General features: G+C 71.5%; 15 protein-coding genes. 5 read left to right on the top strand and 10 right to left on the bottom strand.

Going from position 1 to position 16,425, the window contains the following annotated elements:
• Nucleotides 1–71: 71 nt before the first annotated feature.
• Nucleotides 72–737: a DUF4097 family beta strand repeat-containing protein gene (locus AQJ11_RS34610; protein ID WP_014669382.1), complete on the bottom strand. Its 666-nt coding sequence runs from the start codon at nucleotides 735–737 to the stop codon at nucleotides 72–74.
• Between the two features lie 235 nt (nucleotides 738–972).
• On the opposite strand from AQJ11_RS34610, the gene AQJ11_RS34615 reads away from it, so the two are divergent.
• Nucleotides 973–1,728, top strand: coding sequence for a helix-turn-helix domain-containing protein (locus AQJ11_RS34615; protein WP_059265880.1), 756 nt, complete (start codon nucleotides 973–975; stop codon nucleotides 1,726–1,728).
• 294 nt (nucleotides 1,729–2,022) lie between these two features.
• Here the strand turns inward: AQJ11_RS34615 and AQJ11_RS34620 are convergent, their stop codons facing one another.
• The gene (locus AQJ11_RS34620) at nucleotides 2,023–2,454 is read right to left on the bottom strand and encodes a MarR family winged helix-turn-helix transcriptional regulator (RefSeq protein ID WP_014669384.1); all 432 of its coding nucleotides are present in this window, start codon (nucleotides 2,452–2,454) and stop codon (nucleotides 2,023–2,025) included.
• A 91-nt stretch (nucleotides 2,455–2,545) separates the two neighbouring features.
• Here AQJ11_RS34620 and AQJ11_RS34625 point away from each other — a divergent pair, with 91 nt between their 5' ends.
• Both AQJ11_RS34625 and AQJ11_RS34630 read left to right on the top strand, forming a co-directional pair.
• Complete coding sequence (locus AQJ11_RS34625) at nucleotides 2,546–4,009, top strand: DHA2 family efflux MFS transporter permease subunit (RefSeq protein WP_059265998.1); 1,464 nt, start codon at nucleotides 2,546–2,548, stop codon at nucleotides 4,007–4,009.
• A 590-nt stretch (nucleotides 4,010–4,599) separates the two neighbouring features.
• Complete coding sequence (locus tag AQJ11_RS34630; RefSeq protein WP_059265881.1) at nucleotides 4,600–7,266, top strand: WD40/YVTN/BNR-like repeat-containing protein; 2,667 nt, start codon at nucleotides 4,600–4,602, stop codon at nucleotides 7,264–7,266.
• Nucleotides 7,267–7,312: 46 nt separating this feature from the next.
• Here the strand turns inward: AQJ11_RS34630 and AQJ11_RS34635 are convergent, their stop codons facing one another.
• The 7 genes from AQJ11_RS34635 to AQJ11_RS34665 form a co-directional block, all read right to left on the bottom strand.
• Nucleotides 7,313–7,540, bottom strand: coding sequence for a hypothetical protein (locus AQJ11_RS34635; RefSeq protein ID WP_059265882.1), 228 nt, complete (start codon nucleotides 7,538–7,540; stop codon nucleotides 7,313–7,315).
• A gap of 33 nt (nucleotides 7,541–7,573) precedes the next feature.
• The gene (locus tag AQJ11_RS34640) at nucleotides 7,574–8,155 is read right to left on the bottom strand and encodes a TetR/AcrR family transcriptional regulator (RefSeq protein ID WP_244218498.1); all 582 of its coding nucleotides are present in this window, start codon (nucleotides 8,153–8,155) and stop codon (nucleotides 7,574–7,576) included.
• 49 nt (nucleotides 8,156–8,204) lie between these two features.
• A complete protein-coding gene (locus tag AQJ11_RS34645; RefSeq protein ID WP_244218499.1) occupies nucleotides 8,205–9,545 on the bottom strand; it encodes an MFS transporter in 1,341 nt (446 codons plus the stop codon).
• Between the two features lie 251 nt (nucleotides 9,546–9,796).
• The gene (locus AQJ11_RS34650; protein WP_059265884.1) at nucleotides 9,797–11,086 is read right to left on the bottom strand and encodes an FAD-binding oxidoreductase; all 1,290 of its coding nucleotides are present in this window, start codon (nucleotides 11,084–11,086) and stop codon (nucleotides 9,797–9,799) included.
• 133 nt (nucleotides 11,087–11,219) lie between these two features.
• Nucleotides 11,220–11,921, bottom strand: coding sequence for an SDR family oxidoreductase (locus tag AQJ11_RS34655; protein WP_041664794.1), 702 nt, complete (start codon nucleotides 11,919–11,921; stop codon nucleotides 11,220–11,222).
• A gap of 272 nt (nucleotides 11,922–12,193) precedes the next feature.
• Entirely contained in the window at nucleotides 12,194–12,628 is a 435-nt protein-coding gene (locus AQJ11_RS34660) for a universal stress protein (RefSeq protein WP_059265885.1), read from the bottom strand.
• Between the two features lie 144 nt (nucleotides 12,629–12,772).
• Nucleotides 12,773–13,273 carry a cupin domain-containing protein gene (locus AQJ11_RS34665; RefSeq protein ID WP_059265886.1) on the bottom strand — a complete coding sequence of 167 codons (501 nt, stop codon included), beginning with the start codon at nucleotides 13,271–13,273 and terminating at the stop codon, nucleotides 12,773–12,775.
• 165 nt (nucleotides 13,274–13,438) lie between these two features.
• Between AQJ11_RS34665 and AQJ11_RS34670 the strand changes: the two genes are divergently transcribed.
• Nucleotides 13,439–14,011, top strand: coding sequence for a TetR/AcrR family transcriptional regulator (locus AQJ11_RS34670; protein ID WP_041664795.1), 573 nt, complete (start codon nucleotides 13,439–13,441; stop codon nucleotides 14,009–14,011).
• 139 nt (nucleotides 14,012–14,150) lie between these two features.
• Here the strand turns inward: AQJ11_RS34670 and AQJ11_RS34675 are convergent, their stop codons facing one another.
• Entirely contained in the window at nucleotides 14,151–14,720 is a 570-nt protein-coding gene (locus tag AQJ11_RS34675; protein WP_014669395.1) for a TetR/AcrR family transcriptional regulator, read from the bottom strand.
• A 639-nt stretch (nucleotides 14,721–15,359) separates the two neighbouring features.
• On the opposite strand from AQJ11_RS34675, the gene AQJ11_RS34680 reads away from it, so the two are divergent.
• Nucleotides 15,360–16,379, top strand: a complete 1,020-nt coding sequence (locus tag AQJ11_RS34680) for an alcohol dehydrogenase catalytic domain-containing protein (protein WP_244218500.1) — start codon at nucleotides 15,360–15,362, stop codon at nucleotides 16,377–16,379.
• Nucleotides 16,380–16,425: the final 46 nt, after the last annotated feature.

A 16,425-nucleotide genomic window follows, 5' to 3' on the forward strand; every position in this document is an offset into this window, starting at 1 on the left:
GCCCGGGCCGTGGCACGGGCGCCGCCCTCCGCCGTGCCCGGCGGCGGCCGGACGGTCCTGGCGCCGCTCCCTCAGAGGCTGCGAGCGGAGATGTCACCGTGGGAGGTGGTGGCACGGATGTCCAGTGCGGCGGTGCCGTCGTTCCTGAGGGCGTTGTGTACGCGACCGCGGCCGGTCTCAGCGTCCAGGGTCGCCGAGACGCCGTCGGCGGCGGTGACCGAGATGTCGCCGGACTGGGTGCGGAGCACGACCGTCCCGTGCGCGGCCTCGCTGATCCGGATGTCGCCCCTGGCCGTGCTGATGTCCGCCGAACCGTTCAGCCGGCCGACCTCCACGTCGCCGTCGAGCGCGGTGAGGCGGACGCTCGCGGCCTCGTCGACCTTGATCCGGCGGTACGCCCCGTCGAAGGCGACGTCGCCGAGGCGTCCGACGCCCCGGAACTCGGCGCCGGCGGCCTTGCCCTCGACGCCGGAGCCGGCGGGCAACTGGACGGTGACCTCCAGGGAGCCGGAGGGACCGAAGAGCTGGTTGCCGCCGGCCGGTGCCGTGATCCGCAGGACGCCGTCGGCGTAGGTGACGGTGGTCTGCTCGGCGGCCTTGGCGTCGCGGCCCTTGGACGGGTCGGCGGGCCGGATCTCGACGGTGGTGTCGGCGCGGTCCGAGGCGATGAACTGGACGCGGCCGGCGGGGATGTCGACGACGGCGGTGACCGGGGCGGCGGTGTCGAACTTCTGCATCGTGCTCTCCCGTGTTCGTTCTTGTTTCCGACAACGGAAACGCTACGTTGCTTTCCAATTCCCGACAACGTACCTGTTGCATCTGATCTGCGTTTGTGCAGGTAGAGTGTGTCAAAGTGTTGCAACGGCCTCACTGGTAACGCAACGACACCCATCCGCTGTCATTGCAATGAGGGAGAGCTGAACGCTATGGTGGGCCCGGTAACCGCCGTGGAGGACCCCGAAGGAGGCCCCGTTGCCGGGAGGCAGGCTCACTCAGCAGGAACGCCAGCAGATCGCGCTGGGACTGGCCGACGGCCTCGCCTACGCCGAGATCGCCCGGCGCCTCGGCCGTCCGACCTCCACGATCACCCGTGAGGTGATGCGCAACGGCGGCCCCACCGCCTACCGCGCCGAACTGGCCCACCGCGCCACCGAACGCCGCGCACGCCGGCGCAGGCCCGCCTCCTCCCGGGGCCCGCAGTCGGTCCCCCCGTCACACGGACGCGACGCGGAGGCCGTGGCCGAGTACGAGGAGGCGCTCACCACCGTCCTCATGGCCTCCGGGCTGCCCAAGATGACGGCCCGGGTGCTGACCTGCCTGTTCACCACCGACGCGGGCAGCCTCACCGCGTCCGAACTCGCCCAGCGCCTCCAGGTCAGCCCGGCGTCCGTCTCCAAGGCGATCACCTTCCTGGAGGGCCAGAGCCTGGTCCGCCGGGAACGCGACGAACGCCGCCGCGACCGCTACGTCGTCGACGACGAACTCTTCTACCAGGCGACGATCGCCAGCGCCCGCGCCAACGACCGGCTCGTCGAAACCGCCCGCCGGGGCGTCACCGTCCTCGGGCCCCACACCCCCGCCGCCACCCGCCTGGAGAACATCGCCCGATTTCTCGACTTCATCAGCGAGAGCATCACCCGCGCCGCCGAACAGGCCCGCGAGGTCCTCCACACCAAACCCGCCACCACCCCGAACGACACCACCCGCCCCGGCCCGCACCACGGATAGCCGTCCGGGCGGTACGGCGGGGCGGCCGGGGCGGTACGGCGGGGCAACGGCGCTGTCGGCGTCGCGGGGTGCCGCAACCGGCGACTCCGGGACGGGACCGCCGGCGCGAGCGAGAGGCAGTACCGGCGGACCGGCTGACGGCTGACCGGCGGTCAGGGCGGGCACCGCAGCCGGCACGGCGTCCGGCACCGGCCATCGGGCACCGGGATTCCGCCCTCCCGCCGGGCGACCGGACTGCCCGGCGAGCCGCCGCTCCAGGGCACGTGCTACGCGCACCCGGTCGGGGCGACGCCGTCAGACGGTGTGGTCGCGGATGCGCCCCAGCAGCGCCCGCAGTCGCGCGCGGTCGTCCGCGCTCAGGGCGGCGGTCGCCTCGGCGAGGGCGAGGCGGTCGATCTCCTCCGCCTCGCGGTGGCAGCGCAGCCCCTCGTCGGTGAGCCGCACCAGGAAGGCGCGCCGGTCCTGGGGGTGGCGTACCCGCTCCACGAGTCCGTCGCGCTCCAGGCTGTCCACGATCGTGGTGGCGGTACGGGCCGCGATGCCCGCCATCTCGCTCAGGTCCCGCATCCGCAGCGGCTTCGGAGCACAGGCCAGCATGCGCATGGCGCGCAGCCGGGCCACGGAGGCCCCCTTCTCCCGCAACCGGGCCTCCACGAACTGCCGTAGCCGGTGCGTCGTCTCGTAGAGCTCGTCGACCAGGATGTCGCTGCTGCCCTGCACTGCCATGGTGCCCAGTCTCCCCTGTCCCGCAGTATGGAAGCCATATGCTGAGTAAGCACATAGTGCGTATGCTCAGCATATGCGCCGACGTCACTCCGTGCTGTCCGCACCGCCCGCCCGCATCAGCCAGCGTCTGGTCGTCCCCGTCGTGTGCGTCAGCGTGACGTTCATCGCGATCGTCGACGGAGCGATCACGACGGTGGCACTGCCCTCGATCGCCCGTCAGTTCCGGCTGACCACCGCCGCGTTGGACGGCGTGGTCGTCGTCTATCCGGTCTGCCTGGCCATGGCCATACCGGCCTCGGCCTGGCTGGTCGAGCGGTTCGGCGGCAAACGCGTCCTGCTGACCGCCCTGGCCGGTTTCCTCGGCTCGTCGCTGCTGTGCGGGGCGGCGGCGGGACTCGGCCAGCTCGTCGCCTACCGTGCCGTACAGGGGCTGTCGGCAGGCGTCCTCTTCCCGGCCTCCACCGCGTTGCTGTTCGGCACGTTCACCTCCGCCGAGCAGGTGCGCATCTCCCGCTACATGATCATTCCGCAGCAGATCGCCCCGGCCGCGGCCCCCGTGCTGGGCGGGCTGCTGGTGGACCACCTGTCCTGGCGGTGGGTCTTCTACGTCAACCTGCCGGTCGGCCTGCCGGCCGTGCTGTTCGGCGCCCTGTTCCTGGCCGGTGACCGCGGCGGCCGGCCAGGCCGGTTCGACCTGCCGGGCCTGCTGCTGAGCGCGGGGGCGCTGGGCAGCGCGATGTTCGGCGTCAGCGAGGGACCCAACCGCGGCTGGACCTCCGCCGCCGTCCTCGTCTCCCTCGTCCTCGGCGCGGTGCTGCTGGCCGCCGCCGTCGCCGTCGAACTGCACACCGCTCACCCCCTGCTGCGGCTCAGGCTGTTCACCGACCGGCTCTTCCGGGACACCAACCTGATCAATCTGGTCGGCCTCGTCCCCATCATGGGCGCCCTGTACCTGAGCCCCCTCTTCCTCCAGCAGGCCCAGGGCCGTACGGCGCTGGAGTCGGGACTGACCACCTTCCCCGAGGCGTTCGGCGTCCTGCTGACCGTGCAGATCGTCGGCGTCCTGTACGCCAGGGTCGGTCCGCGCCTGATCGTCGGCTGCGGCCTGACCGGTGTCAGCGCGGTGCTGGTGCTCCTCGCCACCTGCGACGCGGACACCGGCCTGTGGACCTTCCGGGGCTACATGTTCCTGTTCGGGGCCGCCATCGGCTGCTTCTTCATACCGACCACGGTCGCCTCCCTGGCCACCGTCGACCGGACGGACCTCGCGCAGGCCACCATGCTGAACACCGTCGTACGCCAGACCGGCGGGGCGCTCGCGCCGGCGGCGGTGACCATGGCCCTCGTCCTCGGCACCCCGCCGGACACCGGCGCGGCACCACCCGTCAGCGCGTACCAGCACGCGTATCTGGCCCTCGCGGCGATCGCGGCGGTGACGGCGGTCTTCACCTTCACCCTGCCCGACGGCCCGGCCCGCGCCGCCGCCGGCGGCAACGGGACCGGGACCGACCGGCCCGCTGTCCGCCGGCGCCGACGCGACCGGGTCGGCTCCTGACCACGCGAGAGCCACGGCACGGGTTTCCGGACCGGTCGGTGGGGTCGCGGTGCCGGTCGGACAGCGCGGCCCCCCGTCACGCCGCACGTGAACGGGACCGAAGTCCCACCGCGGACCGCCGGCCTCCCGTTCGACGGACCAAGGTGCTTACGGCGTGGGTCTGTTCGGGTGCTGCCGACGGCGCCACGTCCGCGGCCCCCGAACCGGCCCGCGAGTACCGCTACCACTACCGCTTCCGCGCCGGCGGGTTCATCAGCCCGGCCGGCCCGGACATGCGGCTCCACCGCCGCCTGCGCTACGGGCGGCCGGCCGAGTTCTCCATGCCCGACACCGGGCTTCGACATCCACGTCCGCGACGGCGTCCACGTGCACCGGGTGGCCGTACTCGGGGGCGGCCTTCGCCGTACCGCGCCGGACCACCCGGCCGAAGCGCTCGTCGGCGATGGCGCCCGTGACGGTGCGGAACCGCCGACGCGGGGTCGTAGTGTGGCAGGTTCTGGTCAAAGGCTTCTCAAGTTCCGGACACCTCTCCTTCCCGGTGGTCGGGTTCTCCTCGACGGCTGTACGACCACCCGTTCTGGGAGGACCTGGTGTCAGCACCGACCCGTAAGAGACGATGGCTCACGATCTGCGCCATCACCGCGTCCGCCGCACTCGTCGCGACACCCGCGGGCGCCGCGTCCGGCAAGAGCGAGAAGCCCTTCGGGGCGCGCGTACTCGCCCGGCTCGCCGCCGAACGCGGCACATCCATACGGCCTCTCGGCCCGCAGGCGCGGGCCGAGGACGAGGACGGCAACGAGGCGGACGAGATAGCCGAGGGGGCGGACCAGTACGCCGAGGCCCGCACCTCGCCCGGCATCGTCGCCCCCGGCGCGTACGGCGCCGCCTGGTCCAGCCTCACGCATCTGCCCCGCACCGGCGGAAGCTGGCGCCACGTCACCGGCCTGCCGTACGACTCCGACGACTCCCGCTACCGGGACATCGACTCCAACTCCAGCGGCGGATCGGGTAAGGTGACCGGCCGGATGGCCGCGATCGCCGCCGACGACGACGGGTACGTGTACGCGGGCAGCGCGGGCGGCGGTGTCTGGCGGTCCGGGCGGGGCGGCGGCCACTGGAAGCCGATCAGCGACAAGCTGCCGTCCCAGTCCACCGGCGCGCTCGCGCTCGACGGCGCCGGACGGCTGTGGCTGGGCACCGGCGAGGCGGCCACCAATGCCGATGCCTACCTCGGCAGCGGCGTCTACGTCCTGTCCGACCCGCACGACGGCACCTTCTCCGCCCGCGGCCGGGTCGGCGGCGACGAACTGGAGTCCACCACCATCCACGAGCTGCGCTTCGGCGGCGGGAAGGTGTGGGCGGCGACCAGCGCCGGCGTGTGGAGCCACTCCACGAAGACGCTCAAGGGCGCCTGGAAGCTGGAGTACGCGCCCAACCCCGACTATCTGCCGGGCGGTTCGAAGGACGACGACCCCGACGCCGCGTACAAGAACATCGCCAACGACATCGCGATCGACCCGAAGGACCCGAGCAAGGTCGTGCTCGCGATCGGCTGGCGCAGCGGCGACGAGTACAACGGCTTCTACACCAGGGTCAACGGCACCTGGACCCGTGTCACCAGCGGCTTCGGCGACCTGCCGACCGACGCGGACGACGTCGGCAACGTCACCTTCGCCCGGTCCGCCGACGGCTCGCGCTACTACGCCGTCGACCAGTCGCCGGAGCAGCTCGCCACCAACCCGGACAGCGGCCTGGAAGGCATCTTCGTCTCCGAATCCGGCTCGCCGACCGGCCCCTGGACGAAGGTCGCCGACTACAAGGGCCTGGCGGCCTCCGGTTCCGCGCTGACCACCGCCGGTTACATGCCGGGCGTGCAGGCCTGGTACAATCAGTTCCTCACCGTCGACCCGAGCGACCCGGAGCACGTCTACGCGGGCCTGGAGGAGGTCTACGAGACCAAGGACGGCGGCGGCACCTGGTCGACCGTGGGACCGTACTGGAACTTCCCCTTCTCCTGCTGGAGCATCGACCCGGCCGAGCAGACCGGCGACTGCCACCAGACCACCCACTCCGACCAGCACGGCGTCGCGATCGGCCGCTACCACGGCAAGAGCTTCGTGTACGTCGGCAACGACGGCGGCGTCTACAAGCGCCCGGTCAACGGCTCGCAGGACACCTCCGGCCACGCCACCGACTGGACCTCCCTCAACGACGGCACCATCGACACCCTCCAGTACTACTCGGTCGGCATCGGCAGGGACCTCGACCACGGCGGCGTCTCGGTCACGGGCGGCCTCCAGGACAACGGCCAGTCCGTCCTGCGCGCCGACGACAAGGTCATGGGCTCCGACTTCGGCGGCGATGGCGGCGACACGTTGACCGACCCGGCCAACGGCTGCGACATCGCCGAGGAGTACGTCTACCTCGCCGTCCAGGTGACCCAGAACTGCGCGGTCAACGACGGCGGCTGGGTCACCGACCCGGGCAAGGCCACCTCGTACAACGTCGCCCCGGCCGACAACGCCACCGGTGAGGCCCGCTTCATCGCCCCGCTCGCGGCCGACATGAAGAACAGCTCGACGTGGATCGCCGGCGGCCGGCACGTCTGGGTGCAGACCCACGGCTACGCCATCCGCAGCGGCGACGAGTGGAAGAGCGTGTACGACCTCGGCCCCGGCCGCACGGCGACCGCCGTCGCGGCCTCGGGCGGCAAGGTGTACGTGGCCTGGTGCGGGCCCTGCAACAACCAGGGTTTCGCCCGTGGCATCTCCGTCGGCAACGCGGGGGGCACCTCCTGGACGAAGTCCGGGGGAGGCACGGGCTGGCACGACATCACCCTGCCCGTGGAAGGGACCGTCCCCAACCGCTACCTCAGCGGCTTCGCCGTCGACCCGGAGAACGCCGACCACGTCTTCCTCACGGTCAACGGCTTCTCCCGGCACTGGACCGAGGGACCCGGCGCCGGCGTCGGCCACGTCTTCGAGTCCACCGACGGAGGAACCACCTGGAAGGACATCTCCGCCGACCTGCCCGACGTGCCGGCCGACTCCGCGGTGGTCACGCCGAACGGCGGCCTCGCCGTCGCCACCGACCTGGGCGTCGTCTACCGCGCACCCGGCCGCACCACGTGGCAGCGGGTCGGCAGCCTCCCGGCCGTCGCCGTGCTCCAGCTGAAGCTGAGCCCCGACGGCAGCACCCTGTACGCGGCCACCCACGGCCGCGGCATCCACAGCATCAAGGTGCGCAACCTCGGCTGACGCACTCCGCGCGGTGAAGGCAGGGGTGGCCCCGGGCGGTCCGGGGTCACCCCTCCCGCCCGTACGGGGTGACCGTCATGTCGAGGACGAACCCGCCCGCCGGGTCCACGCGGCGGCCGGTGCCTCCACCGTCAGCAGGCCGCGGACGTGCCCACCGCAGGTGATCGTCGACGGCCCGCAGGGACATCCACGTGAACTGCCGGTTGTGCGTGAGCACATCGGTGACGGCCGTGCGGGCGGGTCGCCGAAGGGCGTACCGAGCGGCCGGGCTCATGGGGGAACGCGCTCGGAGAACAGCGGCTCCACCTCAGCGAGCGAGCGGCGCCGCGTCGAGCAGGGACGCCGCCGCACCGCGGGCGGTCGTGGCGGCGGAGGGATCACGATCCATCCGCGCGGCCTGACCCGCACCGTCGTAGAGCAACTGGAGCTGTCGGGCCAGCTCCTCCGGCTCGGCGTACCCGCACGCGGCGGCCAGTTCGGTGAACAGCTCACGCACCCAGGACCGGTAGTTCTCGGCGGTACGGCGGATGGCACTGTCCTCGGCCGTCTCGGCGCTGGCCCGGACGAACGCGCACCCGTTGTACTCCGGGTCGGTGAACGCCTCGCCCAGCGCGTCGAACACACCGAGGATCTGCTCACGGGGGGTGCGGAAACGTGTCAGGGTCCGGGTGACCCGGTTCCGCACGCGCTCGAAGCGCTGGTCCAGGTAGGCGCAGACAAGCCCTTCCTTGCTCCCGAAGGTGTTGTAGAGGGACGCCTTCGCCACACCGGCATGCTCGATGACCCGGTCGATGCCGACCGTCTGCACGCCCTGCTGGTAGAAGAGCTCGTCAGCCGCTTCGAGCAAGCGCTCACGCGCGGACACCTTGGTCGCGCTCCTGGCCGCCATGGCCACCACCCTCTCAGACAGACCTGTCTATTGTAGCGCGGACGCCTTCTCACCCCTGGCAGGTGCTCTGTGCCAGGGGTGCCGCCTCGGGGGCGCGGCCGGCTTCCGGGCGTACGACTGCCACCCGCTCCGCCCGGCGGTCGTTGAGCACCAGAGCGGTCAGCGCCGCGAGGGCCAGCACGATGACGGCGATGCCGTACTCCCGGGACGTGCGCACCAGGCCGCCGCCGTGCACGACCAGGACTCCGCCGATCACCGCCGGCACACCCAGCCCCAGGTAGCACACGACGTACAGAAGGGACAGCACCCCGGCTCGCTCGTGCGGCTCCACGCGCGGCATGACCAGCCGGATACCCCCCTGGAACCCGCTGCCGAAGCCGAAACCGGATATCGAGCCGCCGATGAAGAACCCGATCACGGAAGGGGTGCCGCCGGTTCCTGAGGCGATGGACACCAGGGTGATCACCACGCCGGTGACCAGCGAGCCGATGCCGATCAGCATGACGCTCTGCGTCGCCGTCCCGCGCAGCAGGACGACGGCCAGACCGGCCGAGCCGGCGAGCACGAACAGGGGCAGCCCGCCCCACACCACGGAGGTGGAGTGCACCAGGGTCCGGGCGAGGGCCGGCCCGAGCGCGCCGTACAGGCCGGTCAGGGCCCACACCGCGAACATCACCGGCGCGGCGACGGCCATCGGCGCGCGGGCGGACCGGGGCAGCTTGAACTCGGGGGCCATGCTGGCCAGCGCGCCCGGCTTGCGGCTGACCGTCTCGTTCAAGCCGGTCAGGGCCAGCGCCTGGAGGACGAACACAGCGAGGAGCACGTAGTAGACCAGGTGCGTCGGGGCCGGCAGGTACTGCACGATCAGCCCGGCGACCAAGGCACCGCTCGCGGTCCCGACCGTGGGCGCGAAGGAGTTGAGGAAACCGCCCCGGCCCGCGTCGAGGTCGAGCATCGCGGCACCGAGCGCGCCGACCGCCGCCCCGGTGCTCAGCCCCTGGACGACGCGGGCGGCCAGCAGCGCGTCCACGCCACCGGCGGAGATGAACGCGGCCATGGCCGCCGTCTGCCCGATCAGGGCCATGAACAGCACCGGCCGTCGGCCCACGTGGTCGGAGATCTTGCCGAAGACCAGGAGGGCGACCAGCACGGCCACCGCGTAGACGCCGAAAACGACGGTGACGGTGATGGGCGAGAACCCCCAGCGCGCCTGGTAGAGCGCGTAGAGGGGGGTCGGCGCACTGGATGAGGCCAGCAGCGACACGAGGATCGAGGACAGCAGCCCGAGGGAGGCGAGGGGCCCGAGGCCCCTGCGGCGCGGGGCTCCGTGCGTGGGGGACCGCCTGACCGAGGCGCCCTCGGTGGCGGGTCGCTGCGTCGTGCTTCTCATGGCTCTCACTCTCGGTCTGGTAGATGTACCGACTCCATACTAGACAGATCTGTCTGATGCGCGGGCGCACGGGATCACGAGAGATGCCGCACAGAAGTGCCGTGCCGTGTGCCGGGTGAGGAGGTCCGGACAGCCCGGAGCCCCGCCGGGCGGTTTCCCAGCGGGGCCTGTGCGGGCGGGCGGCCGAGGTCAGGGGCTCATGCGGCCGGGCTGTGCGCGGTCAGCGGGTGACGGTGCGGGCGGCCATGAGCTCACACTCCCGCACCGTTGTCGGCCGGAACGCCGGCCACGGGGAAGTTCTGGTGGAACACGTTGCCGGGATCGATCCGCCTCTTGATGTCGCGGAGCCGTTGGAGGGTCGTGCCCGGATACGCCTCGGCGAGTCGTTCCGGGGTGAACGCCGACTCGAAGCTGAGGTACAGACCGTCGAGCGAAGGGTGCACCGCCGCCCAGGCCTCGTCGAATTCCGGGGACGCGTACGGCGCCACGGCCGTGATCGAGAAGTTCTGGTGCCGGTGGGCGTAGGCCGTGGCATCGGCCGGCACATCGTTGACGGCACCGCCCACGGAACGGATCTGCAGCAGCTCGCCGAACCCGGCACGGGCCAGACCTTCGAGCCGCTCGCTGAGTTCTCCGTCGAGGTGGACGGCCAGGCCGCTGTGTGTGCGACCGCCCTGCCGGCCCCGGTGGGGTGCCCGTGCCGCGGTCACCACGGCGGCGTACGGCAGGAGTTCCGCACGCCGCCCGACCAGCGGCGCGACGCTCAGGAAGGGAGTCAGATCACGTCCGGCCACGGCCGGATCGTCCCCGGCGTGGACCACGGTCGCCAGGGCGAACCCGCCACCCATGAGGTAGAGGAAGGCGGAGATCTCCCGGGGGGCGGCCTCCACCGTCTCTCCCCAGGCCCGCAGGAAGGGCGCGAGGCGGTCCACGCGGTACTGGAGTGTCGCCCGGGCGACCACGGGTGTGCGCGAGGCACGGAACTCCAGGGAGGTGACGATGCCCAGGTTGGCCCCGGCCCCGCGCACGGCCCAGAAGAGATCCGGGTGCCGCTCACTGTCCAGTGCGAGGACGCTGCCGTCCGAGGTGACCAGCTCCACCGCTGTGACGCGGTCGATGGTCAGTCCGTGCGCCCGGCCCATCAGCCCGATGCCGCCGGCGGTCGCCAGGCCGCCGACGCCGACGTCCCCGGAGTCGCCCGAACTGATGGCCAGCCCCCAGGGATACAGCGCCGCGGCGACCTCGCCCCAGCGGGCCCCAGGACCGATGCGGACGAGATCGCTGTCGGTGCCGACCCGCTCGATCGTGTCCAGCCGGCTCAGATCGATGACGGTGCCGTGCTGATTCGTGGAAACGCTGCTGATTCCGTGGCCACCACTGCGGATGGACAAGGGACCCTCCGCGTCCCGGGCGAAACCCAGCGCCTCCGCCACCTCCGCCGTCGATCGGGGTCGCACCACCGCCGCCGGGGCGCCGGTGGCGGTGTAGACGTGCCGCAGATCCGCGTAGCGCCGGTCGTCGGGGCGGATGATGTCGAGCATGGCGGAAGCCTCACCGGGCGGTTGAGGAGGCGGAAAACGGGCCGGCGGCGGGGTCGGCGAAGGAGCTCGGCACGTCAGCGGCCGTTGCCGACGTGTCGGCACCCCCCCGGGGGGGCCCGACGGCCCGCGCGCGTCACTTCACGAGTTGCGGGTACAGGGTCTCGATGTCCGCGGCCAGGCCCGCCTTGACGCGCCGCGACAGGTCGTCGGCGAGCACCTCGTACGCTCCGGACTCGACTCCGCCGATGGCGAGCGCGGCGACATCCTTCGGGCTGGACTTGGGCGCGTCGACGTCCGCCGCCATGTCGGTGTCGACGTACCCGACGTGCAGACCCGTCACACCGATGCCGCGCGGCTTCAGCTCCAGCCGCAGGGAGTTCGTCTGCGACCACAGGGCCGCCTTGGACGCGCTGTAGGAACCGGCGACCCCGATCCAGGACAGGACGGAGTGGACGTTGAGGACGTGGCCGCCGCCGTTGGCCTCGATGATCGGCACGAAGGCGCGGGTGACCTGCAAGGGGCCGTAGAAGTTCGTCTCGAACTCGCGCCGGATGTCCTCGACCGGCGAGGTCAGGAACGACGCCTGCACCGAGACGCCCGCGTTGTTGACGAGTACGGTGACGTCCTTCGCCTGCTCGGCCGCCGCGGCCACCGACGCGGGATCGGTGACCTCCAACGCCAGCGGCACGACGTCCGGGTTGGTCACCGAGCGGGGGTCCCGTGCCGTGGCGTACACCTTGGCCGCGCCACGCGCCAGCACCTCTTCGACCAGTGCGCGCCCCAGCCCTCGGCCGCCGCCGGTGACAAGGACCACTGCGTTTTCGAGCGATGTCATGTCCAACTCCTCAGGAGAAACGCGTCGTCCTTGATGGTTTCGTCAAGTTACCGCGCACGTATATCGACATGTGTGCGTCGCGGGCCTCAGCGCAGTACACGTCTCGATGCACATGTGGGGCTCCCGCGCCGGTGAGGTGCTCACGGTGAGGTCGCGGACACACGCAGCTCAAGGCGCACGGCGAGTGGATCGTCGGCACCGTACCGGAAGGCGCATTCGACTGTGCTGTCTTCCGGCGTCTGCTGCGACGCAGCGCCGGGAACCGTTCGGTGCTACTGGCCGGGAAGCGTCCCCTCGGGAGCCAGCAGGACGGCGATCCCGTTGGCGTGCGCGACGGCGTCACTGACCCGGGGGTTGAAGAAGGCCGCGACCGCGCCACGGTGGTGGGGGCTGACGACCAGCAGGTCCGCCTTGAAGTCCTCGGCCGCGGCGGAGATGACGGAGGAAACCTGGTTCGTCAGGCTGTGCGCCAGGTGTCCCTCCGCCTCCACACCGAGGCCGCGGAGGGTGGCCAGGGCCTCCTCCAGGATCGCCTCGCCCTGGTCCTCCTGCTCCAGCTTCACGACGGTGTCGCCGGCGACCATGGACGTCACGACGTGAAGCACGTGGACCGTCGCGTTCGCCGGGCGGGCCAGCTCGCCGGCCATCAGGAGTGCCGTCTTCCGGGCGGCACTGGGATCGATGGCCACCAGGATGCGTTCGAACACGGCGTTCTTCCTCTCTGCGACCGCTGCGGCCGGGGCTCGGGCGGTGTGATGACGGTGTGGCGAGGAGGGCGGTCGACCTCTGCGTGTGACAATATGACTGGTCGTCTTAGAAGTCAACGCGGACAGCGCCCTCCTCAGAGCGTGTCAGGGCAGCAGCGGCGGGCCGACGATCTGGATGCCGTGCGCGGCGGCGAGCCGGGTCAGCTCCTCCGGGTCGGGGCCCGGTCCGGCCTCCGGCGGCACGGTTCCGTCGAACGGCACACCCACGTCCGCCACGAACGCGTCGAAACCTCCGCCCGGAGTGTGCAGCGTCAGGAAGCGGGCCGTCGGGGAGGTCACGACGAAGCCGTGCGCCAGCCCGCGCGGCAGCAGCGCGAGCCCGCCCGCGCCCACGCTCCGCACCTCGTTGCCGACCTCCACCCGCAGCGTGCCGTCCAGGATGAGAAATGTTTCCTCGTCGGACTCGTGCAGGTGCAGCGGCGACATGTAGCCGCGTTCACCGGTGTGCTCCAGCAGCGCGTAGGCGCCCGCGGTGTCGGCGGCCCGCGCCCGCATCCGTACGAGACCGCCGAGGAACCGCACCGCCTCCTGGGTGTCGGGGTCCCTCAGGACGGGGGATGTGATGTTGCCGGACAGGGAAGTCACTGCTCTCCTCGCTTCCGCTCAGTTCGGGTGACATTCGAGCAGAGAGCGGAGCGGGCCGTCCAAGACGGATGTGTCATCGCCTCATGCCGAATCGGCATGTCCCGGAGCGCCCGCGCGGGCACTTCGGGTTTTGACAATCTCAAGCAGACCGGCCATATTGATGCCATGCCTCAGGTGAGCGTCAGAGGAAAGCTGATCGAACACGCGGAGACCGTGTTCCGTCGTCAGGGCTTCAATGGCGCCAGCGTCGCGGACATCACCAATGCCGCGGGTGTGCCGAAGGGGTCCTTCTACAACCACTTCAAGAGCAAGCAGGAACTCGCCGCCGAGATCGTCCGCCGCTACAGCCGCGGGACGGATGTGACCATGCTCGCCGGCGAGGGCCTCTCGGCGGTGGAGCGGCTGCGCGCGCACTTCGCCGCCCAGGCCTCGCGTACCAGCTCCACCGGCGTCGAGTACGGATGCCTGCTGATGACCATGGCGAGCGAGGGACCCACGGTCGGCGACGAGGTCGGGACGGTCGTTCGCCGCAGCCTCGCCGCGTGGGTCGGCGTACTGGCTCCGGTGATCGAGGAGGGCCAGCGGTCCGGGGAGATCACATCCCAGGAACCCGCGAGTGACCTCGCCGCCTTCCTGATCGACGCGTTCGAGGGCGCGGGCCTGCGTGGCAAGGCGACCCGGGACGAGGACGCGGCCATGCGCTCCCTCAACCTGGCCCTCAACGCCATCAAGGCGTGACAGCCGCGTTCTTGGGGTGACGGAGCGATCGGTCCCGCCGCTTGTCCCCGTTCCCACCCCCGTCTCGTTCTCGTCCCGTTCCACGCGTCGCCGTGCCGTGCTCCTGCGGTACGGCGTACGTCGTCGTGCGTCTCGGTCGTCAGGGGCGCAGCGCTTCGAGGGCGATGCTCATCTCCTCCGCGAAGTGCGTGTGATCGGCCGCTGTCCTGGCCCGCAGCGCCGCGCCTTCGAAGAGGTCGAGCAGGAAGGCGGCCAGGGCGGCGGCGGACCAGGCGCTGGTGATCTCGCCTGAGGCCTGACCGTCCGCGATCGTGGCGGTCATCGCGTCCGTCCAGCCGTCCAGGGCCTCCCGGACCGCCTCACGGACCCTCTCGCCGGCGTTGGCGCCGTCACTGGCCAACGTGCCGAGCAGGCACCCGAACTCGATTCCGGAGCCGCGGATACGCTCGACCTGCGCGGTCAGGTGTCCCCGCAGGCGTTCCAGAGCGGGGCCATGACCCTCCAGGGACGAGTGGTCGGTGGCACGCGCGTAGCGCAGGACGATCTCCACGGCGAGGTCCTGCTTACTGCGGAAGTGGTTGTAGAAGGACCCCTTCGGCACACCTGCCGCCTCGGTGACGTCCTGGATGCTCGCACCGGTGAACCCCTTGCGGCGGAAGACGTCCTCTGCGTTGTCGACCAGTCGTTCCCGGACACTGATCTGTGGCATGTTCTCCGCTCCTCGGCGGTACGTGGCGGGACGGCCGGCGCGTCCGCGAAACAGTGGAACCGGGCGGCGGTCGCGGCCGGCCGAGCGACGACGGTGCCGTGCGGCAGAGTCAGGGGTGGGCTCGCGACGCACCTGGTCCGACGTCATCGGCCACCGCTTTGGCGACAGCCACGGAACCGGGCGTCCTCACACCGGTCACGGTGGGGCCGGTGCCGGCCGGCGCGGCGCCGCTGACCATCTGCTCGCCGCAGGTCACGGCCGTACTCGGCCACCGTCGGCTGTGCGGCGTACGCCCTGTGCCAGGAGATGCGGCCGGCTGCGGCCCGGGCAGCGAGGAGCGGCGGGGCGAGACACGTCGACGTGCCGCCGGACATGTCTCCTCCCCTCCGCGTCCTGAGCTGGACTCTCCGCTGCGGACGGCCTCGCGGTCTGGTCCTTGCTCCTCCCGCCATGAATGTGTCCGGTCGTCTTGGGAAAGTCAAGTCACCCCCCCTCGGCCCCCTGCTCCGCAGGCCCGCGGTCAAGAGCGTGGCCACAAACATTCCACTGCCGCACGCCAGGCTGGGGCCGTCGGCCGGTGGGACCACACGGACCATGCGCGTTCCGCGCACACTCGCCTTTCCTCACATGGAGTTGCTGATGACCACGTATCGCGCAGTGGAGGTCGCCCCTGACGGGGGTCTGCGTCCCACCGAGCGGGAGCTGGTCCCGCCCGGCCCGGGTCAGGTGCGTATCCGGGTGGAGGCGTGCGGCATCTGCCACAGCGACTCGATCGTCGTGCATCCGCACGACGAGGGGGAGACCGGCCGGGTACCCGGGCACGAGGTCGTCGGCCGCGTCGACGCCCTGGGCGAAGGCGTCACGGGGTGGAGCGTGGGCGACCGGGTGGGCGTGGGCTTCCTGGGCGGGCACTGCGGGGTGTGCGCGGCATGCCGGCTGGGCGACTTCGTCGGCTGCACCGACCAGCCGTACACGGGTGTGCATGTCGACGGCGGTTACGCCGAGTACATGTACGCCCGGCAGACCGGCTTGGTGGCCGTGCCGGAGGAGATGAGCGCGGCCCGGGTCGCGCCGCTGCTGTGCGCGGGGTTCACCGTGTACAACGCCCTGGTCGGCAACGTGCGGCAGCCGGGCGGCCTGGTGGCCGGTGATCTGGTGGCCGTGCAGGGCATCGGCGGCCTGGGACACCTGGCCCTTCAGTACGCGCGGGCCCTGGCGCTGCGCGTGGTCGCGATCGCACGCGGGGCCGACAAGGAGGAACTGGCCCTCCGGCTGGGCGCGCACCACTACGTCGACAGCAAGGCATCGGACGCCGCGGAGGAGTTGACCAAGCTCGGTGGCGCCCGGATGGTGCTGGGCACCGCGGCGGGCGGGGACGTGAGCCCGCTGCTCGCCGGCCTGGCCCGCAGGGGCCGGCTGGTCCTGGTGGGGGTGTCGCCGGAGCCGGTCCGTGTCGCGCCCCGCCAACTGATCTTCGAGGCGGTGCAGGTGTCCGGCTCCCTCACCGGAACCGCCGCGGAGAACGAGCAGAACCTGGCCTTCGCCCAGGCACACGACGTGGCGCCGATGGTGGAGCACACGTCGCTGACCGACGTGCAGGCGGCCTACGACCGGATGCTGCGCGGTGAGGCACGGTTCCGCATGGTCATCGGCATCTGACGGCGGCGTACGCACTGCCGCCTCGCCGCAGCCCGACCGGCGCTCC

The organism is Streptomyces corchorusii, assembly GCF_001514055.1.
Lineage (GTDB): Bacteria > Actinomycetota > Actinomycetes > Streptomycetales > Streptomycetaceae > Streptomyces > Streptomyces olivaceoviridis.